Consider the following 21390-nt stretch of genomic DNA (forward strand, 5'->3'; position numbering starts at 1 on the left):
GTAAACACGAGGAGTTCTTTTCAATACAGGGATACAAAAAAAGGAGGCAGAACCGATGGATGCGGTACTGTTTGTAGGTCACGGAAGCCGTGACGCGGAAGGGAACAGCGAGGTTCGCGCGTTTGTAAGCCGGCTCGCCGAAACGATGGATCAGGCCATTATCGAAACCTGTTTTCTGGAGCTTGAAAAACCGACCATTTCGCAAGGGATACAGACTTGCGTCAACAGAGGGGCCACCCGGATTGCCGTGGTGCCGATCATTTTATTTTCCGCCGGTCATGCCAAAATTCATATTCCGGCTGCCATTGACGAAGCGAAAGAGCGTTACCCGGGCGTGCAGTTCATTTACGGTCGGCCGATCGGCGTACATGAAGGCGTAGTCGACATCATGACGGCAAGGCTGGGCGGGGCGGACCGGTTCCGCGAGGAAACGCCGGGGGATACCGCCGTGCTGGTCGTCGGACGCGGAAGCAGCGATCCCGATGCGAACAGCGAGCTGTTCAAAATTTCCCGCCTGCTTTGGGAAAAGCTCCAGGTTCCCTGGGTCGAAACGGCATTTATCGGCGTAACGGCGCCGCTGCTGGAGAACGGCATCGAACGCTGCCTGAGATTGGGCGCGAAGAAAGTGATCGTGCTTCCTTATTTTCTTTTTACGGGGATTCTGATCAAACGGATGGAAGGCATGCTGCTTGACTTCTCCTTGCGCTATCCCGATTGTACGTTCGAGATGACCGATTATTTCGGCCTGGATCCGATTCTTGGCGGCATTCTCCGCGACCGCGCGGGCGAGGCGCTTCAGGACGAGGTGAAGATGAACTGCGACATGTGCTCCTTCCGTCTGGAAGCGATGAAACATATTGATCACCACCATCATCACGACCACGATCACGATCATCACCACGGGCACCATCATGATCACGATCACGGACATGCGCACGATCATGATCACGGCCACGAGCATCATGATCACGAGCATGCGCATAGCCACGGTCACGACCATGCGCACGGAGAGGAACCGCACACTCACGATCACGGGCATGATCACGCTCACGATCACGCGCATAACCACGCGGACGACCGCCCTGCCGCAAGCGAGGCCGGCGGCGAAGCGTCCCAGCGGGCAGCGGCGTCCCAGTCCGCGACGGGCCCTGTAGCCGCAGGCGCGGGCGGCCAGGAGGGAGGACGATGATCCTCCTCCTGGCCGGCACGAGCGACGCCCGCGAGCTCGCGGTGCTGCTGGCGCAGGCCGGGCACCGCGTGCTGGCGACGGTCGTCACCGACAGCGCCGCCAAGAGCCTGACCGACGCCGGCATCGCCGCCGCCGTCGGTCGCCTCGACGCCGAAGCCCTGGCGGCGCTCATCCGGCGCGAAGAGGTCTCGCTCGTCGTAGACGCGAGCCATCCCTTCGCGGAGGAAGCCTCGCGCAACGCCATGGCGGCGTCGAAAGCGGCGGCTGTGCCGTACGTCCGCTACGAACGCGAAGGGTCGGACCTGCAGGTCCGGCCCGGCATCGTGTTTGCGGACGATTACGCGCACGCCGCCGAGCTGGCGGCCGTTCGCGGCGGTGTTGTCATGCTGACGACGGGCAGCAAGACGCTGCATATTTTTGCCCGGCGTCTCGGCGGGCTGCCTGACGTGAGGCTCGTCGCCCGCATGCTCCCGCGTCTTGACAATATGGTGAAGTGCGAGGAGCTGGGGATCGAGCAGCGCAATATCGTGGCGATGCAGGGTCCTTTTTCCAAGGAATTGAACAAGGCGCTCTATGCGCATTACGGCGTGACGCTGATGATTACCAAAGAAAGCGGAAAAGTCGGCGCTGTGGACGAGAAGCTGGAAGCGGCTCTGGAGATGGGGATCGAGACGATCGTGATCGGCCGTCCGGGCCTGGAATACGGCATTCATTTTTCCGATTATGAGGGCGTGCTGAAAGCGGCCGCCGATCTTTTGCAGGAGGTATCTACCTAATGGACTTTCGTACCGAATTTAAACCGCTGACGGTTCAGCCGCAGGAGATCGAAGCGAAGAGCTTCGAAATGATTACGGAGGAGCTGGGTCCTCATGACTTTACGGAGGAGCAGTATCCGGTCGTACAGCGGGTCATTCACGCATCGGCCGATTTCGAGCTGGGCCGAAGCCTTGTTTTTCATCCCCGCGCCATAGAAGCCGGAATTGAAGCGATCCGGGCGGGCCGTACGGTCGTGGCGGACGTTCAGATGGTGCAGGTGGGGATCAGCAAACCCCGCATCGAGAAATTCGGCGGCAGGGTCAACGTTTACATCTCCGATCCGGACGTGATGGAAGAGGCCAAAAGACTGAACACGACACGCGCGATCATTTCGGTCCGCAAGGCGATCCGTGAAGCGGAAGGCGGGATTTTCGCCATCGGGAATGCTCCTACGGCTTTGCTGGAGCTGATCCGTCTGGTCAAGGAAGGCGAAGCGCGCCCGGGCCTCATCGTAGGCGTTCCGGTCGGTTTCGTATCCGCGGCGGAATCCAAAGAAGAACTGCTTCAGCTCGACGTGCCGTTCATTACGAATATCGGCCGCAAAGGAGGCAGTCCGGTCGCCGTGGCGGCAGTCAATGCGCTGTCTCTGATGGCAGAGAAGCGGGGGTAAGCTTACGCCTATGGAAGAGCAGGCAGCCAAACCGCTCCGCCACGGCTACACGACAGGCTCCTGTGCCGCGGCTACGGCCAAGGCGGCTCTGACCGCGCTGATCGAGCAGGAGCCGCAAAGCGAAGCGACGATCCGGCTGCCGATCGGGGAGGTCGTCACGTTCACGATGACGGCCTGCTCCGTCGGAGAGGAATCGGCTTCCGCCGAAACGGTCAAAGACGGGGGGGACGACCCCGATGCGACTCACGGCGCCCGGATTATTACCGAGGTGAAGTGGCTCTCCGAACCCGGGATCGTTATCGACGGCGGAATCGGAGTAGGCCGGGTCACGAAGCCGGGTCTGCCCGTTCCGGTCGGCGAGGCGGCGATCAACCCCGTTCCGCGCAAAATGATCCGGGAAGCGGTAGAAGACGTCTTGAACGCTTACGGTTCCGACCGCGGCGTTCAAGTAGTCGTTTCCGTTCCGGACGGCGAGGAAATCGCGAAGAAAACATTGAACGGCCGTCTGGGGATTATCGGCGGCATTTCTATTCTGGGAACGCGGGGAACCGTCGTCCCTTTTTCCACGTCGGCGTACAAAGCGAGCGTGGCCCAGGCGATCCGGGTCGCCGTACGCTGCGGCTGCGAGCACATTGTGCTCTCGACCGGAGGACGTTCGGAGAAGTTCGGCATCGACCTGTATCCCGGGCTGCCCGAAGAAGCTTTTGTCGAGATGGGGGACTTTGTCGGCTTCGCTTTGAAGCAATGCCGGAGCCAAGGCGTGAAGAAGATTACGCTCGTCGGCATGATGGGCAAGTTCTCCAAGCTGGCGCAGGGCGTCATGATGGTCCATTCCAAAAGCGCCCCGGTGGATTTCGGATTTCTGGCCGAGCTTACGGAAGCGGCCGGCGCGGATGCGGAGCTCATCGGCGAGGTGCTCTCGGCCAACACGGCTTCCCAGGTAGGGGACCGGATGCAGGAGCTGGGCCTGACGGCCTTCTTCGAGGAAATGAGCAGCCGCTGCTGCCGGGAAAGCTTGAAGGAAATGGGAATGGAGCAGGCGGCGCGGGAGAACGACGGATCTGTCGCCATTGAAACGTTCCTGATCTCCATGAAAGCCCAGCTTCTGGGTCAGGCTGTTTTATACGGAAAGGGGAAAGACAAGTGAACAAACCCATTAAAGTGATCGGGATAGGGGACAACGGGGCGGAAAGCCTGCTCCCGGCGTACCGGCAGTGGATCGAGAAAAGCGAGGTGCTGGTCGGAGGGGAGCGCCACCTGGCTTTTTTTCCGGATTACCGGGGGGAGAAGAAGGTCCTGAAAGGCGGCTTGTCGGCAATGACGGACGAGCTTGCGGCAGAGGAACGGTCGGTTGTCGTGCTTGCTTCGGGCGACCCCCTGTTCTACGGCATCGGCTCCCTGCTGGCGCGTAAGCTCCGGGTGGAGCTGTATCCGTATTTGAGCTCGCTCCAGCTTGCTTTCGCCCGGATGGGCGAGAGCTGGCAGGACGCGCACGTCGTGTCCCTGCACGGCCGCAGCATCAAGGGCCTCGCGCAGCGCATCGACGGCAGGCCGAAGGTGGCGCTGCTGACGGACGAGCACAATACCCCGGCCGCTATCGCCTCTTATCTGCTCGAGTACGGCATGACCGAATACCGCGCTTTCGTAGCCGAGAATGCCGGCGGGGCCGCCGAGCGCACGGGCTGGTACGAGCTGGAGCAGCTTGCGCGTACCGAGTGCGCTCCGCTTAACCTGGTGGTGCTGAAGCGCACGGGCCCTTCACCGGTCTGGCCGCTCGGCATTCCCGATGAGCAGTTCGCCCAGCGCAAGCCGGACAAAGGGCTGATCACCAAACGCGAGGTGCGCGTGCTGAGTCTTGCCCAGCTCGCTCTCCGGCCAAACAGCGTGGTGTGGGACATCGGGACCTGTACCGGCTCCGTTGCCATCGAGGCGGGAAGGATCGCCCGCGAGGGGGCGGTTTTTGCCATCGAAAAAAACGAGGGAGATCTCGCCAACTGCCATGAAAACGCGCGGCGTTTCCGGGTCGATCTGACGGCCGTGCACGGAAGGGCGCCTGAAGGACTGGAGGCGTTCCCCGATCCCGATGCGATTTTCATCGGCGGTACCGGCGGAGAGATGAGAGAACTCCTGCGCATCTGCGCTTCGCGTCTGAAGAAAGAGGGCCGCATTGTGCTCAATGCCGTTACCATCGAAAATTTAAGCGACGCCATGCGCGCTTTTGCCGAAGAAGGGATGCGGACGGACATCCAGCTTCTCCAGATTTCGCGGAGCAAGCCGATTTTGCAGCTGACGCGGTTTGACGCGCTGAATCCGGTCTATATCGTGACCGCCTCGCACCCTCCCGAGGAGATCAACGACACATCCGACATACCTGTACAAAAAGGAGACACAGCCACATGAGTGAATATGCAGCAAGCAGTACCCGTGCGACCGGTTCCGGGCAACCCGCGGAACATGCGGAATCAAGCGGGACAGGAACCTTGTACGGGCTTGGAGTCGGTCCGGGGGACCCTGAGCTTCTGACCGTTAAAGCGTTCCGCATTCTCAAGCAGTCCCCGGTAATCGCGTACCCGCGCAAAAAAAGCGGCGCCCAGAGCTACGCGCTGAAGATTGCGGAGACTTACGTCGATACGACGGCGAAGGAAATGCTGGGGCTTACTTTTCCGATGACGAAAGACCGGGAAGCCCTCGAAAAAAGCTGGAACAAGACGGTGGATGCCGTATGGGAACATCTGGCCGCGGGCCGGGACGTCGCGTTTCTTACGGAGGGCGATCCCATGCTTTACAGCACGTTTATCCATATGATGCGTTTTCTCAAGCAGCGTCATCCCGAAGCGAAAACCGTATCGGTCCCTGGCATTTCTTCCGTCAACGCCTCGGCATCCCGGCTCGGCATTCCGCTGGCCGACGGAGACGAGCGGATCGCCATCGTTCCGGCAACGGACGATTACGGGGCGGTCCGGGAGGCGATCGAAGAGCACGACTGCGTCGTGTTTATCAAGGTGGCGAAAGTAATCGATCTTATGCTGCAAGTGCTCGGGGACCTCGGTCTTACGGACAAAGCGGCCGTGCTCACGAAAGTGACGTCCGCCGAAGAGTCCGTCTGGCTTGACGTGCGGGAACTCCAGGGCCGGCAGCTTGAATATCTGACTTTGATGGTGGTGAGAAAATGAGCCGTGTGGTTATTATCGGCGCGGGGCCCGGAGATCCCGATCTGATCACGGTAAAAGGGCTTCGTCTGCTGCAGGAAGCCGATGTTGTCCTGTATACGGACTCGCTTGTCAACGACGACCTGATCGCGCGGGCCAAACCCGAGGCCGAGGTGCTCAAAAGCGCGGGCATGGAGCTGGACGAAATGGTCGCCCTTATGATCAAGCGGGTGGAGGAAGGAAAGCTGGTCGCGCGTGTTCATACGGGCGATCCGGCCGTGTACGGAGCGATTATGGAACAGATGACTCTGCTCAAAAAAGCCGGCGTTCCCGTAGAAATCATTCCGGGCGTAAGCTCGGTATTCGGGGCCGCCGCAGCGCTTCAGGCGGAACTTACGATCCCGGACCTCACCCAGACGCTCATTCTGACGCGGGCGGAGGGCAGAACGCCGGTACCGGAAGCCGAGCAGCTCCGTGAGCTGGCCAAGCATCACTGCACCCTGGCTTTGTATTTAAGCGCAACTCTGGTCAAAAAGGTCGTCGGAGACCTGCTGGAAGCGGGCTGGAGCAAGGATACGCCGGTAGCCGTCGTTCAGAAAGCAACCTGGCCCGACGAGCTGATCGTCCGCACGACGGTGGAGAATCTGGAAGCGGATATGCGCAGCAACGGGATTCGCTCCCATGCGATGATTCTTGCCGGCTGGGCGCTGGACCCTCATATCCACGACAAGGAATACCGCTCCAAGCTGTACGACAAATCGTTTACGCACCGCTACCGCCGCGGGGTGAAGCCATGATTTCCCTCCAGGAAGGAATCGTGCCGGAAATCCGGGTACGCTCCGATTACGCGGTTATCGCCATCACGAAGCACGGAGTGGAGCTTGCCCGCGGCTTGCTCCGGTCTTTCGGCGGCGTGGACGTGTATTACATGAGCAAGTTCGCGCGCGGGGATGAGGACGTTGTCTCTGCCGACAGCGCGGAGGGATTAGCGTCCGCAAGCCCAGACGGGGGCCGGACCGCGGATTCCGGCGAGACTGGAGCCGAGGCATCGGCCCGGGCGGAAGCCGCAAACGCGGCAGTATCCGCTGCCGATACCGTAACTGACGGTACAGCCGCAGACGCCGCGGTTTCTTCAGGCGGCGAAGCCGTTTCCGCGGCAGCCCTCACAGCTCGTACCGTGCCAGGCGCGGCCTCGGTCGGAGCGGCTGGACCCGGCACAGCAAGCAGCCTCTACTCGGGCATCCAGCTCTTCGAAGGCAGCGTCAGGATGCTGTTTCCCGCGTTATTTCCCGCGTACAAAGGGATCATTTGCATCATCTCGCTCGGCGCCGTCGTACGCATGATTGCCCCGCTGCTGCAGGACAAGAAAAAAGACCCGGGCATCGTCGTTATCGACGATAAAGGGGAGCATGTCATCAGCGTTCTGTCCGGACATTTGGGCGGCGCCAACGAGCTGGCCCGTGAAGTCGCCGCCGCGATGGGGGCCCGGGCGGTCATCACGACGGCTTCGGATGTCCAGAAAACGATCGCCGTCGATTTATTCGGCCGCCGGTTCGGCTGGGAGTGGGAATCCGCCGACAAACTGACTCCGGTCAGCGCTTCGGTAGTCAACGAAGAGCAGGTCGCCGTCGTCATCGAATCCGGGGAGCCGGGCTGGTGGACTCTGGACACCCCCGTTCCGCCGAATATCCGCAGCTACGGCAGTGTGCAAGAGGCGCTGGAAGCGGGGCCGCATGCGGTGCTCGTCGTCACGCACCGGCTGCTGTCATCGGCCGAGCAGGCGATTCTGAGCAACGGCGTCCTTTACCGGCCGAAGGTGATCGTACTCGGCATAGGCTGCAACCGGGGAACGCCCGCGGAAGAGATCGAGGAAGTGATCGCCTCCACGCTGGCCGAATTGGATTTTTCGATCCGCAGCGTCAAGACGGTGTGTACCATCAACCTGAAAGCGGACGAGGAAGGGCTTTTGGCCGTGTGCGGCAAGTATGGCTGGCCTTTGGTCACTTATACGCCGGAGGAGCTGAACGAAATGCCGATGAATCAGCCGTCTCCTACCGTGTTCAAATATACGGGCGCTTACGGGGTCAGCGAGCCTGCCGTCCGAAGATACATCGGCGGCTCCGTCCCCCTGGCCCTTGTGAAGAAAAAATCGGGAAACGTAACGATTTCAGTCGGCATTCAGACGTTCACCAAAGAGCTTCCCCAGTGAATAACGGCACATGGAAAGAGAGGGGCAGAGATGGCTGCTGAGCAGGAAAAAGAACCGGGAGTCCTCTCCGGAACGGCGGAAACGTCTGCCGCAGATTTTGTCCCGGATGCGGGCGGTCCGATCGTCAGCCGGGCTAAGCGTCTCCTCATCGCAGGAACGGGCAGCGGCGTAGGCAAGACGACGGTCACGATCGGCGTTATGGCCGCCTTGAAAGCGAGAGGCTTGTCCGTACAAGGCTTCAAGTGCGGTCCGGATTATATCGATCCGACCTATCACACCGCGGTTACGGGCCGTCTGTCCCGCAATCTGGACAGCTGGATGCTTCCGGCGGAAACCGTACGCGAGATTTACTGCCGGGCGTCCCGGGACGCCGACATCGCCGTCATCGAAGGCGTAATGGGTTTTTATGACGGCAAAAACCCGAAGACGAACGAAGGCAGCTCGGCCGAAATCAGCCTGCTGCTTGATTGCCCGGTCATTCTGGTCGTGAACTGCAAAAGCATGGCACGCAGCGCGGCCGCCATCGTGAAAGGCTTCCAGCTTCTGGACCCGCGGGTCAGGATCGCCGGGGTTTTCGCCAATCTGGTCGGCAGCGAGGGGCATTACCGGATCGTGCGGGACGCTATCGAGCAGGAGTGCGGGGTCCCGGTAATCGGCTACATGCTGCGGGACGAGAAACTGGCGATGCCGGAGCGTCATCTGGGGCTGGTTCCGTCCATCGGCCGGGGCGAGCTGTCGCCGTTCTTCTCGCAGCTGGCGGAGCGCATTTCCGCTCACACGGATTTGGAGAGGCTCTTGCAGGCTGCCGATACGGAGCCGCTGGAAGCGTCTGCCCGGATCTTCCGGCCGCAGGAAGCGGATGGAGGCGGCACGGCATCGGAGGCGCCGCGCAGCCTGCCGACAGGCGCGGACGCGGATGCGGCTGCGGATACGGTCCGCCGGGCGGAACCCCGAGTGCGTATCGCGGTCGCCAAAGACGCGGCTTTCCATTTCTACTACCCGGAAAATCTGGAACTGCTTCAAGCTTACGGGGCGGAGCTCGTTTATTTCTCTCCGCTTGCCGGAGAGAAGCTGCCCGCCGGTGTTGACGGGCTCTACCTGGGAGGAGGCTTCCCGGAGGAGTTTGCCGAGCGCCTGGCGGAGCTTCGGGAGATGAAGCGGTCCATCGCCGAGGGCATCGGATCGGGTCTGCCGACCTTGGCGGAGTGCGGCGGGTATATGTTCCTGACCGACGCGATCGTGGACACCTCCGGCAGGCAGTATCCGATGCTCGGCCTCGTTCCGGGCAAGGTGACTATGCAGAACAAGCTTGCGGCGTTAGGCTACAGGGAAGCGACGGGGACGGAAGGGAATTTCCTGCTCGGTCCGGGCGATACGGCGAGAGGGCACGAATTCCATTATTCCGTTTTCGAGCCTGCGGCGTCTGCGACGCTCCCGCCCGCGTACAAAACGAAGGGAATGCGCGGATCGAAGGAAGAGGGGGCGCTTAACGGGAGCCTCGTATCGGGGTATACCCATCTTCATTTCGCTTCCAATCCCGATATGCCGCGCAGATGGATCGAGAAATGCCTTCTTTTCCGGAAGATGCGGGACGGCCATGTTTAACAGCCCGGTCCAAATTCCCGGATGATTTTGCCTATGCGAGAAGAGACGGTTTCAGCTTGCTGTTTTGAGCCATACCGAACGATTTCAAGGAATTACTGACATGCCGAAGTTACCTGTAATCCAAACTTTTTCGGAGGTGCAACATTCATGACTACAGCCGCAGCATCTATTCTGGACCTGCTGAACAAAAGGCGTGCCGTGCGCGGGTACACGGAACATCCGGTCGAGGAGCAGGATATCCGCACGCTTTTGCAAGCGGCCGTTACAGCGCCTAACGACAGGCTCAGAGAGCCCTGGCATTTTTACGTCATCCAGGGAGAAGCCAAGGTACGCTATGAGGCTGCTGCCGAAGCTTTTCTGACGGAAAGATTTCCGACCAAGCCGCATCTGGTGGAAGAGACGATGAAGGCCGTCAAAGGCGTGCCGCTCGTCATCGTCGTGACTGCGGACGTCATTCCCGGCGACGAACCTTCCAGCCGCGACAACGAATATGCGGCCGCCTGCGCGATATACGGCATGTGGCTTACGGCCGAGGAGATGGGCTTGGGCCTTGTTTGGCGAACCCGGGGAGTGGGGCTGGTCCATGACGGGCGCATGCACGAGTTTATCGGTTCGCCCGAGAACCGGAAGGTCGTCGGGACTCTTTTTATCGGTCACCCGGCAGAGCCTGCGAAACCTACGGCAAGAACCCCTTATGAAGAGAAAACGACCTGGCTGTAGTTTTCGCTGTCGTTGACATTAAGAGCAAACGGGGTATAATAAATAAAAATCGATGCAATCAACGCGAAGACGGGAACAAGTAAGCGGCATACGTTCCGTACAGAGAGCCGGTGGGTGGTGTGAACCGGCGGAACATGCAGGCCGAATGGATCCCCGAGCTTAAAGTGGAACGGAAAGCGGACCGGCGATGACGGTTCATGGAACCAGCTGCTTTTTTAAGCCGCATGGAGCTTTCCCAGTATACGGAAACGGCTTTCTCCCCGTTATCGGAGACGAAGGTTTGTTCTTTTTGCGGTGCGCGGTTTAGATCCGGTACCTGCAAGCGGACAAACGAATAAGGGTGGCACCGCGGTCTCTCGTCCCTTCAACGAGAGGCCTTTTTTGCGTTTATTTTCTAATCCAATTCAGATCCAAACAGGAGGTTTTGTCATGAAACGCGTACTCTCGGGCATTCAGCCAAGCGGTCAATTAACGCTCGGCAACTATATCGGAGCCCTTCGCAACTTTGTTAAACTCCAGAACGAGCATCCATGTTATTTCATGATCGTGGATCTTCATGCCGTCACGGTTCCTCAGGACCCGGCCGCATTGAAAGAACAGACGGAATCGGTAGCGGCGCTTTATCTGGCCTGCGGGATCGATCCTGCCAAAGCCAGCGTCTTCCTGCAGTCCACGGTCAAGGAGCATGCCGAGCTGGGATGGCTCCTGACGACGCTGACTTACATCGGCGAACTGGAACGGATGACCCAGTTCAAAGACAAGTCGGCCGGTAAGGAATCTGTCGGCGCCGGGCTGTTCACGTACCCTTCGCTGATGGCGGCGGACATCCTGCTGTACAACGCGGACCTCGTTCCGGTAGGCGAGGATCAGAAGCAGCACCTGGAGCTTACGCGCGACCTGGCGGCCCGGTTTAACCACCGCTACGGGGATACGTTCACGATTCCGGAGCCGTATATTCCGGAAGTGGGGGCGCGCATCATGTCGCTGGACGATGCATCCAAGAAAATGAGCAAGAGCAATCCGAACCCCGGCAGCTTCATCGCGATGCTGGATGAGCCTTCGGTGATCCGCAAAAAGCTCAGCCGCGCCGTGACGGACTCGGGCCGCGAAGTGAAGTTCGATCCTAAGAACAAGCCGGAAGTCAGCAACCTCATGGGCATCTATTCCCAATGTGCCGATATGACGGTAGCCGAGGTGGAAGCGAGATACGAAGGCCAAGGCTACGGCGCCTTCAAGAAAGATCTCGCCGAAGTCGTCGTGGCGGCGCTGGAGCCGATTCAGAAGCGTTACCGCGAGATCCGCGAATCCGGAGAGCTTTACGATGTGCTCCGCAAGGGAGCGGCCGAAGCGTCGGAGCTTGCGGGAGAAACGATTAGGCAGGTTAAAGAACGGATGGGCTTTGTTCTTCTGTAAAGCATCCGGTCCATGAGTCGTATGCATAGAAAAAGCGCCGCAGCGGCGCTTCGGGTTATTTTCCCGAGGCTTCCCGCTTGCGGCGCATTTTTGCTTTTGTAGCGAATCCGAATCCCATGAAACCGATGGACAAGACGATAAACAGCACGACCAGCAGCGGCTCCCTCAGGGCGATGGCGAAGCTGATACCTGCCAGAAGTAGAGTGCCGATCACGGCAAAAAGTAGTGCGAGTCCGCGACTCATTGAAAATCCCCTGCTTTCAAAGTTTTTTTGTTTGAGATGCGTATAGAATTCTTCAACCGTCACATACTATCTTTGCAAGCTTGCAAATACATCAAGAATCTTAACTGACCGAAAGGAGTCTGATCCCAATGGGAACTGGACAATCTCGCAGCAGCAACGTACTGGTAGTACCTCAAGCTAACCAAGCTTTGGAACAATTGAAATACGAAGTAGCTCAAGAACTCGGCATTCAAATTCCTCAAGATGGTTACTACGGTTACATGGCTACTCGTGACACTGGAGCGATCGGTGGACACATCACTCGTCGTCTGGTGCAAATCGCTGAGCAACAGCTGGCAGGTCAAGGTCAAGGCCGCTAATCTTGCGGAAACTGTAATGCGCAGTCTTCATATGAGCCCGAGGGACTTGTCCCTCGGGCTTTGCCTTGTGATCCCGACGATGCGGACACGGCAAAACCGCGCCGGTGTCGGCGCGGATTAAGCGTCGTACATAAGTGATGCTGTGCCCCGCTCTAGTAGCTGTCCACACGGAGCCGCTTCTGAAGACGGTCGTCGCTGAGCCAGCCGATATAGGAATTGAGCGGCTTGTAGCTGTGGTCCATGAGCAGCACGGCTACGAACGGATACTGCTTGCGGTGCCGATACCTTACATCGCTCCATCTTACTTCATAACCCCAGGGTTTTTCAATCACCTGAGCGCACGCATGGCCCGAGAAATAAAGGAAAGCCTGGATGTCCTTGTGGCTTTTGGACGCTTCCGCCGCCGGGTGGATGTCGCATTTGACCTGATCGATCCACCGGAGATTTCCTTTTCGCAAGTCTCCAAGGGTGTACAGGCCGTCTTCGCCCTGCTTGACCACATTCCACGCCGTTAAACTATAGGTGGGAATGGCCATATATTTATCCCCGGCTTTGTGTGCGGAGTCTTGGACCGGCAGCTTCTTTTCCACCAGATAGTGGGCGAGTGTCCGCCATACGTAATAGAGAGCGATCAGCCCGTACAGCACCGGGAAAATCAAGGTGGGTTCCGCGGCGTGAACGGCCCATAGAAATATCGCGACAAGGTGAGCGGTAAAAATAAACGGATCGAAAATGTGGATAATGTTCCACGATATCCATTTCTGGTTAAAAGGCCGGAAGGCCTGCGTTCCGTAGGTGTTGAACAAATCGGTAAAGACATGAAACGCCACGGCGATCAAAACCCACATTCCCAAATGCAGGACGGGCACACCCCGGAAGATAAGGGCGAGAATACCTGTGATAAGCAGAGTCCAAAGAGCAACGAACGGCAGAGAGTGCGAAATGCCGCGGTGATTGCGGATATACACGGCATTGTTTTTGAACCTGAGCAGGGTATCGAAATCCGGAGCCTGCGAGCCCAATACGGTCCCGATGAAAACAGCGGTCATGACCGAAGGGTTGGAGGCTACTACCGGATCCACCATGGATAAGCCGGCGAGGCCGAAGCCGATGACTAAATGGGTTCCCGTATCCACTGGCTCTCCTCCTAAGCTGGAATTGTCTTTGACGGTATATTATAGTTTACCATGTTCGGTGTGAATTTAAATCAAGCGGAGGGGAAAAATGAGTAAAGTTTTTGTTGAATACGCCATACTGCCTGAATCGCGCGAGGTTTACCTGTCCTTTATGCGGGAAAGACTCCGGGATAACGTAAAACTTTCCTTATTGGAAGGGACAGACCAGCCTAACTTGTTCGTCGAGATATGGACTCCCGTTTCCCCTGACGAATATATTCGTATGCGGGAAGTCCGTCTCAGCGGCGGAGATCCTACATGGGGGCGTATGCACCCGTGGATTAAAGGCGGCTGGGAAAAACTGCACATCTGGCATTTCCGGTCCATCGGTCCGGATGAGTAGAAGGGCATTCCGGCTACGTTTCATTAACCTTTAAAGAGGGGTTAGAACCGGAAGGGGCCTTTGGCTTAAGCAAAATAAGACTTCCGGGCAAGAGGAAAGCCCCGGCAGTTTGCCGGGGCTTCATCCTTTCTCCGTTACCGGGGCTGAATCGGCGTGTTGAAGTAGTTCAGCGGCTCGTCGAACGTCGCGTAATCCAGGTTCACCATCAGCAGCAAATAGCGCATGCCCGTTTTGGGATCGCTGATGATGATGTGATCGCGCCCTGCCGCCTCGATAATGCCGCGGAAAATTTTCGCGTTCCATTCCTTGTTGTTCTCGTATGTCATGTAGAAGGTGCCGACTTTGCCGAGATTGAGCCGCAGAATGTTCTCGATGAACGATTCTTCCAGGGGGAGCTGGCTCGTTTGGCCCCCGCCCGGCACGCCGGTGCCGCCCGATCCCGCTCCCGGAGGAGGAAATTGACCCGGATAAGACGGATAGCCGGGAATTTGGGCGCCCGGATAAGATGTTCCGGGGAACTGGGACCCGGGGTAGGACGGATAGCCGCCCTGCGCGGAGCCGGGGTAAGACGGATAAGTCATGTAACCGGGACCTGCCGTGCCGTACGATTTGCTGCCTGGATTTGAACTGATCGTCATGGGAGTACACCCTCCTTATAATGCCCACTAGGTTCGCAATTGCGCCGGCTTTTGCCGGATGGGCGCTTTTCCTTACTTAGCATATGGTCTAGGCGCTTGTCTCGTGACACAAAAAAAACCTTGCGCCGGCACAAAAGCCGTCGACAAGGTATTCATTAGAAGCTATTCCGCGGCGAGAACGAATTTATATCCGACTCCCCACACGGTTTTGATGTATTTGGGATCTTTGGGATCGACTTCGATCTTCTTGCGCAAATTCGCGATATGTACGTCAATGGCCCGTTCCGTTACAAAAGAATCGATGCCCCTGATCCCGTTAAGCAACTCCTCGCGGCTGAACACTTTTCCCTCATGCAGCCATAGCAGTTTAATAAGTTCAAACTCGGAGAAAGTTGTTTCCACAGGTGTGTGATTGACGTATAAACAGCGCTTATCGGTATCCACATGAATGGACGGCGGAGACTCCCTGACCGCCGGGGCGGATTTGGCCTGTACGATTTGAGACCGTCTGAGAAGAGCCTGAATCCTGGCGGAAAGCTCTCGCATGCTGAAAGGCTTGCATAAATAATCGTCGGCGCCGATCAGCAGGGCTTTCACGCGGTCGGACACATCGTTCTTAGCAGAAACCATGAGGATAGGCAAGGAAGACAGACTGCGGATATCCGCGCACAGCTTCATCCCGTCGGAATCGGGGAGCATGATATCCAGGACGATCAGGTCGGGCTCGAATTCTTTGAAAAGCCGGAGCCCCGATTGACCGTCCGAAGCGCGTTTTACCGTGTAGCCGTCTTCCGCCAGGTAAATCGACATCATATCCCCAATGCTGTTATCGTCCTCAATGATCAGAATGCTCGACATTAAGGGGGACCCTCCTTGCATGAGGTTGATGAAAAATGTTAGGAAAATGTTTGGGAACCTAAATCTTTCCTAACTGCTTTCTTTAATTTTCCTAAAACGATTAATTTAACTATACTAAATCCGTTTTGTGACGTCTAGGAAAGAATTCGTCGGGAACGTGGCGGGACCGTCTGTCCGAATTCGACAATATGATGACAACTCATGCCATCACATTGTCAAACGTTGTCCTGCTTGATATGATGAGTGGGTACGCAAGACAGATGACTCGTTATGGTTTTGATGAATTTCTATGGAGGTTGAGATCCTTGGATAAACAATTAGGATACAAGGCTGCTCCCGATACGGTGCTTCACGCGGATCATCAAGCGGAAGTCGAATCGGCGGCGCAGACTGACGTTCCTTCGGAGCCGGCTACATGGAAAGATTATTTCGCCCTGACCAAGCCGGGGATTATATTTTCTAATCTGATTACCGCTTTCGGCGGATTTTGGATCGCATCGGCGGGAAACTTTACGGTAGACTGGTTTTTCCTGATGATTTTCACCCTGGTCGGCACGGCGCTTGTCATGGCTTCGGGAACGGTGCTTAACAACTACCTGGACCGCGATATGGACGCCAAAATGGAACGGACGAAGAAGCGGGCTACCGTAAGCGGCAAAATCAAGCCGTCCGTGGTTCTCGGCTACGGGATTATTCTCGGCATCGCGGGTATCGCCCTGTTGTTTGTCGCCGTGAACCCGTTAAGTTCTCTTCTCGGTTTGACCGGTCTTTTCCTGTATGTGTGGGTTTACACGGCTATTTTCAAACGTACTTCCGTATGGAGCACGTTCGCGGGAAGCTTTTCCGGAGCGGTTCCGCCGGTGATCGGTTACTGCGCCGTGTCAGGCAAGCTCGATATGACCGCGCTGATCCTGTTCCTCATCATGTTCCTGTGGCAGCCGCCGCACTTCTGGGCGCTTGGAATCCGCAGGAAGGAAGAATACCGTGCAGCCGGTTATCCGCTGCTGCCTGTCGTGAAAGGCAACTACGTCACCAAAGTCAGCATGATGCGTTACATCGTCCTGCTGGTGCCGGTTTCCCAGCTGCTCTTCTTCTATAGCGGAGACGCTCACGTTGGACCGCTGTATTTCTTCGCGGCGACGATTATGGGGCTGATCTGGGCCTTTATGGGCTACAAAGGATTTAAGACGAAAGATGACGACAAATGGGCCAAAGGCATGTTCATCTATTCCGTGAATTACCTGACGCTGCTGTTTTTGATCATGGTGGTCGATTCGACCATTATGAACTTATAAAGTACATTACCCAAACTTGAATCCAGATGAACAAGACATCCCATGGCGACATGGGATGTTTATTTAGAGGGGAGAATTGTATTTATGGCGGGTGAATTTTGGGCAAAAAACTGGTTTAAGGTAGGTATTACCGTCGTTCTGCTTGCGATCATCGCATCGTTTGCCTACAAATTATACGGTCAGGAGCAGGCCAGCGCTTATTTGAAGGATAAGCCGGTCGGCACCGCGGCGCCTTTTGAACTGACGGATACGGAAGGCAAGAAGGTCTCTTCTTCCGATTTCGACAACAAGGTTAAACTGGTGTATTTCTTTTTCGCAAGCTGTCCGGACGTATGTCCGATAACGACCAATTTTTTATCCAAAGTCCAGGATGAGATGAAAGCCCAGAAAGTATTTGCGGACAAAGCGGACATTGTATCGATCTCGTTCGATCCGGCCAGAGACACGCCCGCCGCCCTCAAGGAGTATGCGGTCCGCAACCGCGCCGATTTCACGGGATGGAAATTTCTGACCGGCACGGACGAACAGGCAATGGCGCAGCTGGCCAAGATGTACTCCATCGGAGTCACGAAGGACAACACGGGAAATTTCACCCATTCCAACGTCATCCTGCTGGTGGACAAAAAAGGCCAGATTCGCACGTACTACAATCCGGGCAGACCCGATCTGGATTATAAAACCATCGTGAAAGACATCAAGACGTTAAGCAAGGAATAGGCGGAACCTACAAGGCAGGAGCAGGGGGATACACAATGTATTCTTCGAGCCCTGCCTTTTCCAGTTGCTGGATCAAGTATTCCTCGGGTGTGCCTTCCACGCCCGCGTATCCGCGTCTCGTGTAAATCTGCTCGCCGTCGGGGAACAGGTCCCGGAGGCGGCCGCGGATTTTTTTGCCGGAAGAATCGTTGTCGGTAAACACATATACTTCACTCGTCCCGACTTTTTTCTTCAGCTGTTCCAGAGCTTCGGTGCCGGGAGTCCCGTATGTACAGTATATATTCACTTCACCGCTGAGAAGACGCCTAAGTCTGCTGCGGTCGTTTTTTCCCTCTACAATAATGGCGATAGACATATTCCCGGTTCCTCCGTTCAGGCTCATTCCGCTTGTCTGTTCAAGGTGCAGATAAGTGTCGATATTTATTATAATGGACAGAATTCCGGTCCACAAATAGTCCGAGCGGCAAAGAACGCTGTGCATTTCCTGGGAAATGTCGAAACGGCAAAAAGACGGCTTGAACGCTCAAGCCGTCTTTCGCGCCTTTTGCAGGCGCTATAGGGTTAGATGAAGGTGCGCGAAATGATAACCAGCAAAATGAACAGAACGAGAATCGTTCCCGTCGAAGTCCAAACGCCGTATCCGCCGACTGCTCCCATTCGTCTTCACTCCTTTGTCAGAAAATCACCTGCCCTGTATTTTATGGCGCCGCGAGAAAGAATGCCTGTGCTTTTGCCCAAATCGGACGTGAATGAGACGGACGGCTCTCAGACAGCCGCGGGCTTCTGTCTCAGAATCCGGAACGGAAGCAGTGTCAGGGCGGCCATGAGGATAACGAAGGCAATGAAGTAAGGCGAGATGGTGTCGCGGAGCTTGCCCGCCACCATCGGACCGATAAAGGCGCCGATGGAGTACGCGATGGAGAGGAGCGAGAACACTCTCCCGTAACGGTTGCTGCTCGTTATTCCGGCGAGCAGGGTTGCGAGCGACGGGAAAATAAGGCCTTTGGCCATCCCGATCATAAACAGGGTGACCGTCAAAGGAAGCGGCCAGTCCACCGCGAGACCGAAGAAAAGCACCGCCAGGGCAAGAGCGCCGGAAACGGTCCGGTGGGCGGGCGGTATCCGGTTCAGGAACAGCATGCTGAGCGTAACGAGGGCGCCGAGACTGATCAGAGAGAAGAAAAGGCCGGAAGTAAGCAGCGAAGACTGGGTTGTTTTCATCAGGGGAAGCTCGAAGAACAAAATTCCCTGCGAACAGGAAATCGCCAGCGGAACGAAATAAAACATCCACGGGATTTTGTCCGCATCCCCGTCAAGACCTCCGGAGTTATGCGCTACCGGCGCATGAAGCTGTGCAGCCTTCCGTCCGGTGCCCTGCGAACCGGGTGACGGCGCGGCTGCTTCCGTGCCGCCGCTTCCCGGCTTGCGGGACATGGCGGCGGATACGCTTTTTCCTGCGGAACCGGCCCCCGTGTGAAGCGGGGGAGCCGCGGCTTCCGGGCGCGTTTCTTTCAGCCACGGAATGGAGAGCAGCCCCGTCACGATAAGGAGCCAGCCGAGGAGGGTGAAGGAGACCGTGAAGCCGAATTGGGCGACGAGATAGGCCCCGGCAGCGGGCGAGACGACGGAAGCGAGCGTGTGGATCAGCCCGTTTCCGGCCATAAGCTTGCTCTGGTGCACGCTGTCTTTGGCGATTTTGGCCAGCATCGACAAGCAGGCGGGAGACAGGAAGGCGAGAACGAAACCGCTGATGGAACGGATCATCAGAAGCTGCCAGGGGTCTTTAACCTGCGATTGAAAGATAAGTACGATACCTGCTACAATCAGGCTGAATACGATGAAGAGCTTGCTTCCGTATTTATCGACCCCGTATCCGGCAAGAAGATTGCCGGGGAGATGGGTGAGGGAATACATGCCCATGATCAGACCGATAAAAGAAGGCGCCGCGCCCAGGGACAGGGCGAAGGGTGTCAGAATGGGGTATTGGGCATGTAAGTCGAAGAATGCGACAAACATGAAGAAATAGAGCCATATTGCCGTTTTCATACGTAGCACACCGCCTCGTTATTTTTGCTGGCGAAACAACTTCTCGGTTCCGTTCGTCTTTTCTAGATGTACGCCCCTTGTCCCGTACTTATGCTACCGTTAGCGTTCAGGCACGTAATAGGAAAGGAAGAAGGTGGCCGTATGGACCGGTTCATCGTCGTTCTGCTGGCTGCGCTCGGCGCTTTGGCCGTTATCCGGTTTCTGAAAACGAGACGGAGCGTGCAGCAGGAAACCGACCGCGAAGAACAGATTCGGCAGGAATTGAAGGAGCTCCGCAGAAAACGGGAAGAGGAATAAAAGCTTTCCGCCGGGCAGAGCCGGTAATTTTCGGTATTTTATTTTACAAAGGGGGATATACAAGAAAATGGATACCTGGATAGCGTTTTTTCAGGAGCGCTGGCTGCTGATTCTCGTGGCTGTCATCGTTCTGCTCGTCGTCGTCAGTCTCGTCAAAACCGTGGTCAAGTGGCTGCTGGTTATCGCCATTGTGGGGGCGCTGGTGGTTTACGGAGCCAACTATAAGGAGACGCTGCAAAGTATCGGAAACGCCGCGTTAACCGAACTTAGCAGCCAAGCGGTCAAAGCCGTGCAGAACGAGGCGAAGGATGCCACCTACACAGCCAACCCGGACGGTACTTATACAGCCGAGACCAAAAATGTTAAAATTGTAGGAACACCCGGTTCGTCCGAAGTGTCCGTCACGTTTATGAACCAGACTTTTAAGGTTAAAGCAGAAGAAGCGGTCCGCGCATTCGTCGAGCAGGCGAAGAAGAACGCCGGCCAATAATACAAAGCGAAGTTATATGTGTGTAAAAGGAGGCCCGCCTGCCTATGTTTACCTCGTTGTTTTCCGGGGACACGACGATCAATTTCATCTCGGTTGCACTTATCCTCATCGTGATCGTTTCAGCCATTCAAGGCATCATACGCGGAGCCTCCGGTTCTGCCAAGCATCTGCTGCATATGGTCTGCGGAATTCTGATCACGGTAGTGGCCATCTATCTGGCCTGGCAGACGGCGACCCTGGTTGCGGACCCAGTCCGCAATTGGCTGAGCAGCCTTGCCATTCAAATACCCGCCCAGGAAATGCCCGTCTGGAAGCAGACGTATTACACGGCGGTTACGGCTATCCGCGACTTTGAACTGTTCCGCTTCGGCGTCCTGTTCCTGCTGGCTTATCTGATCATCCGTCAGGCTCTTTACTGGTTCGTCGATCCCGTTCTGCTCAGATGGGCGCAAAGCCGCTGGGACCGGGAAAGCAGCCCTTCCGTCATCAGCGCGGCGACAGGCGGACTGATCGGGTCCGTAACGGGCGTTTGGCGGGCCCTGCTCGTCGTAGCCGTGCTGTTTGTTTTTGTGACGCTGTTCCCGCAGGCGAAGCCCGCAGGGTATATCCAGGCTTCGACCCTGTATCAGAAAGGCGCGCAGGAAGTCATCCAGCCGTTTACGGGCGATTTTCTGCAAAACCAGGTGCCGGTCTTCACCAGGGCCGTGGAGCAGGAATTCAGCCAGATTCTGCAGCGTAAATACGAGGTTCTGGACGCGAACATCCCGAACAATATTTCCGCGGCCGCCCAGGAAGTCACGAAGGCCGGCAAGACGGACGAGGAGAAAGCGGAGCTGCTCTATAAATGGGTCGGCAGCCGGGTCGAATACGACTGGAACAAAGTCGAGCTTTACGAGCAGCAGCGTATCTGGAAGGAACAGACACCGGAAGATACGTTTGCGACGCGCAAAGGGGTATGCATCGACTATTCCCGTCTCTACGCCGTTATGGCCCGTTCCGTCGGTCTCGACGTGAAAGTGGTGACCGGCCTCGGGTACGACGGCCGGGGCGGATACGGTCCGCATGCCTGGAACGAGGTATACCTGGCGGATTCCAAGAAATGGATCCCGCTCGATTCCACCTGGTTTTCCAGCGGAGGCGACTGGTTTAACCCGTCCAACTTCAATCAGACGCATATCCGTGAAGCTTAGAAGACCGCTCCCTTACGGGGGGCGGTT

25 protein-coding genes are annotated in these 21390 nt (G+C 56.9%); 18 read left to right on the forward strand and 7 right to left on the reverse strand.

The window, feature by feature from the left end:
- The first annotated feature begins 55 nt into the window (after positions 1–55).
- From ACI48J_RS05160 to trpS, 11 genes are all read left to right on the forward strand, one after another.
- Positions 56–1189: a sirohydrochlorin chelatase gene (locus ACI48J_RS05160; protein WP_405082011.1), complete on the forward strand. Its 1134-nt coding sequence runs from the start codon at positions 56–58 to the stop codon at positions 1187–1189.
- Entirely contained in the window at positions 1186–1965 is a 780-nt protein-coding gene (cobK, locus tag ACI48J_RS05165; RefSeq protein WP_405082012.1) for a precorrin-6A reductase, read from the forward strand. The genes ACI48J_RS05160 and cobK overlap by 4 nt, the downstream gene beginning before the upstream one ends.
- The gene (locus ACI48J_RS05170; RefSeq protein ID WP_326054188.1) at positions 1965–2615 is read left to right on the forward strand and encodes a precorrin-8X methylmutase; all 651 of its coding nucleotides are present in this window, start codon (positions 1965–1967) and stop codon (positions 2613–2615) included. The genes cobK and ACI48J_RS05170 overlap by 1 nt, the downstream gene beginning before the upstream one ends.
- 10 nt (positions 2616–2625) lie before the next feature.
- Positions 2626–3762 carry a cobalt-precorrin-5B (C(1))-methyltransferase gene (locus ACI48J_RS05175; RefSeq protein WP_405082014.1) on the forward strand — a complete coding sequence of 379 codons (1137 nt, stop codon included), beginning with the start codon at positions 2626–2628 and terminating at the stop codon, positions 3760–3762.
- A complete protein-coding gene (gene cbiE / locus ACI48J_RS05180) occupies positions 3759–5015 on the forward strand; it encodes a precorrin-6y C5,15-methyltransferase (decarboxylating) subunit CbiE (RefSeq protein WP_405082015.1) in 1257 nt (418 codons plus the stop codon). The genes ACI48J_RS05175 and cbiE overlap by 4 nt, the downstream gene beginning before the upstream one ends.
- Positions 5012–5788, forward strand: coding sequence for a precorrin-2 C(20)-methyltransferase (gene cobI, locus ACI48J_RS05185; RefSeq protein WP_326054182.1), 777 nt, complete (start codon positions 5012–5014; stop codon positions 5786–5788). Before cbiE ends, cobI begins: the two co-directional genes overlap by 4 nt.
- Positions 5785–6561, forward strand: a complete 777-nt coding sequence (gene cobM / locus ACI48J_RS05190; protein ID WP_009673080.1) for a precorrin-4 C(11)-methyltransferase — start codon at positions 5785–5787, stop codon at positions 6559–6561. The genes cobI and cobM overlap by 4 nt, the downstream gene beginning before the upstream one ends.
- Positions 6558–7973 carry a cobalamin biosynthesis protein gene (locus ACI48J_RS05195; RefSeq protein WP_405082016.1) on the forward strand — a complete coding sequence of 472 codons (1416 nt, stop codon included), beginning with the start codon at positions 6558–6560 and terminating at the stop codon, positions 7971–7973. The genes cobM and ACI48J_RS05195 overlap by 4 nt, the downstream gene beginning before the upstream one ends.
- A gap of 30 nt (positions 7974–8003) precedes the next feature.
- Positions 8004–9578 carry a cobyrinate a,c-diamide synthase gene (locus ACI48J_RS05200; RefSeq protein ID WP_405082017.1) on the forward strand — a complete coding sequence of 525 codons (1575 nt, stop codon included), beginning with the start codon at positions 8004–8006 and terminating at the stop codon, positions 9576–9578.
- A gap of 147 nt (positions 9579–9725) precedes the next feature.
- Complete coding sequence (locus ACI48J_RS05205; RefSeq protein ID WP_405082019.1) at positions 9726–10298, forward strand: nitroreductase; 573 nt, start codon at positions 9726–9728, stop codon at positions 10296–10298.
- A gap of 429 nt (positions 10299–10727) precedes the next feature.
- On the forward strand, positions 10728–11711 hold the full coding sequence (gene trpS, locus ACI48J_RS05210) for a tryptophan--tRNA ligase (protein ID WP_405082020.1): 984 nt from the start codon (positions 10728–10730) through the stop codon (positions 11709–11711).
- Between the two features lie 55 nt (positions 11712–11766).
- Here the strand turns inward: trpS and ACI48J_RS05215 are convergent, their stop codons facing one another.
- Entirely contained in the window at positions 11767–11955 is a 189-nt protein-coding gene (locus ACI48J_RS05215; RefSeq protein ID WP_326054173.1) for a DUF5325 family protein, read from the reverse strand.
- A gap of 128 nt (positions 11956–12083) precedes the next feature.
- Here ACI48J_RS05215 and ACI48J_RS05220 point away from each other — a divergent pair, with 128 nt between their 5' ends.
- Positions 12084–12314, forward strand: a complete 231-nt coding sequence (locus ACI48J_RS05220) for an alpha/beta-type small acid-soluble spore protein (RefSeq protein WP_218228088.1) — start codon at positions 12084–12086, stop codon at positions 12312–12314.
- A gap of 152 nt (positions 12315–12466) precedes the next feature.
- Here ACI48J_RS05220 and ACI48J_RS05225 read toward each other — a convergent pair whose 3' ends face one another.
- Positions 12467–13450, reverse strand: coding sequence for a metal-dependent hydrolase (locus tag ACI48J_RS05225; protein WP_405082021.1), 984 nt, complete (start codon positions 13448–13450; stop codon positions 12467–12469).
- Positions 13451–13538: 88 nt separating this feature from the next.
- Between ACI48J_RS05225 and ACI48J_RS05230 the strand changes: the two genes are divergently transcribed.
- Positions 13539–13832 carry a hypothetical protein gene (locus tag ACI48J_RS05230; protein WP_405082022.1) on the forward strand — a complete coding sequence of 98 codons (294 nt, stop codon included), beginning with the start codon at positions 13539–13541 and terminating at the stop codon, positions 13830–13832.
- 134 nt (positions 13833–13966) lie between these two features.
- Here the strand turns inward: ACI48J_RS05230 and gerQ are convergent, their stop codons facing one another.
- Positions 13967–14470 (reverse strand): spore coat protein GerQ, encoded by a 504-nt coding sequence (gene gerQ, locus ACI48J_RS05235; protein ID WP_405082024.1) that lies wholly within the window; start codon positions 14468–14470, stop codon positions 13967–13969.
- A 162-nt stretch (positions 14471–14632) separates the two neighbouring features.
- A complete protein-coding gene (locus tag ACI48J_RS05240; RefSeq protein ID WP_405082025.1) occupies positions 14633–15328 on the reverse strand; it encodes a response regulator transcription factor in 696 nt (231 codons plus the stop codon).
- A 305-nt stretch (positions 15329–15633) separates the two neighbouring features.
- Here ACI48J_RS05240 and cyoE point away from each other — a divergent pair, with 305 nt between their 5' ends.
- Together cyoE and ACI48J_RS05250 are read left to right on the forward strand one after the other, a co-directional pair.
- Complete coding sequence (gene cyoE / locus ACI48J_RS05245; RefSeq protein ID WP_326054167.1) at positions 15634–16623, forward strand: heme o synthase; 990 nt, start codon at positions 15634–15636, stop codon at positions 16621–16623.
- Between the two features lie 84 nt (positions 16624–16707).
- Positions 16708–17340 (forward strand): SCO family protein, encoded by a 633-nt coding sequence (locus ACI48J_RS05250; RefSeq protein ID WP_405082026.1) that lies wholly within the window; start codon positions 16708–16710, stop codon positions 17338–17340.
- A gap of 7 nt (positions 17341–17347) precedes the next feature.
- On the opposite strand, the gene ACI48J_RS05255 is transcribed toward ACI48J_RS05250, so the two are convergent.
- The 3 genes from ACI48J_RS05255 to ACI48J_RS05265 all read right to left on the reverse strand — a co-directional run bounded on the left by ACI48J_RS05255 (position 17348) and on the right by ACI48J_RS05265 (position 19386).
- Entirely contained in the window at positions 17348–17695 is a 348-nt protein-coding gene (locus ACI48J_RS05255) for a toprim domain-containing protein (protein ID WP_405082027.1), read from the reverse strand.
- 206 nt (positions 17696–17901) lie between these two features.
- Positions 17902–17997 carry a YjcZ family sporulation protein gene (locus tag ACI48J_RS05260; RefSeq protein WP_326054160.1) on the reverse strand — a complete coding sequence of 32 codons (96 nt, stop codon included), beginning with the start codon at positions 17995–17997 and terminating at the stop codon, positions 17902–17904.
- Between the two features lie 108 nt (positions 17998–18105).
- On the reverse strand, positions 18106–19386 hold the full coding sequence (locus tag ACI48J_RS05265; protein ID WP_405082029.1) for an MFS transporter: 1281 nt from the start codon (positions 19384–19386) through the stop codon (positions 18106–18108).
- Positions 19387–19527: 141 nt separating this feature from the next.
- On the opposite strand from ACI48J_RS05265, the gene ACI48J_RS05270 reads away from it, so the two are divergent.
- From ACI48J_RS05270 to ACI48J_RS05280, 3 genes are all read left to right on the forward strand, one after another.
- The gene (locus tag ACI48J_RS05270) at positions 19528–19683 is read left to right on the forward strand and encodes a hypothetical protein (protein ID WP_326054156.1); all 156 of its coding nucleotides are present in this window, start codon (positions 19528–19530) and stop codon (positions 19681–19683) included.
- Positions 19684–19750: 67 nt separating this feature from the next.
- Positions 19751–20173, forward strand: coding sequence for a hypothetical protein (locus ACI48J_RS05275; RefSeq protein ID WP_405082031.1), 423 nt, complete (start codon positions 19751–19753; stop codon positions 20171–20173).
- A gap of 44 nt (positions 20174–20217) precedes the next feature.
- Positions 20218–21363, forward strand: coding sequence for a transglutaminase domain-containing protein (locus ACI48J_RS05280; RefSeq protein ID WP_405082033.1), 1146 nt, complete (start codon positions 20218–20220; stop codon positions 21361–21363).
- Positions 21364–21390 lie beyond the last annotated feature (27 nt).

It is taken from the genome of Paenibacillus chitinolyticus (assembly GCF_045038035.1).
GTDB lineage: Bacteria > Bacillota > Bacilli > Paenibacillales > NBRC-103111 > Paenibacillus_F > Paenibacillus_F chitinolyticus_A.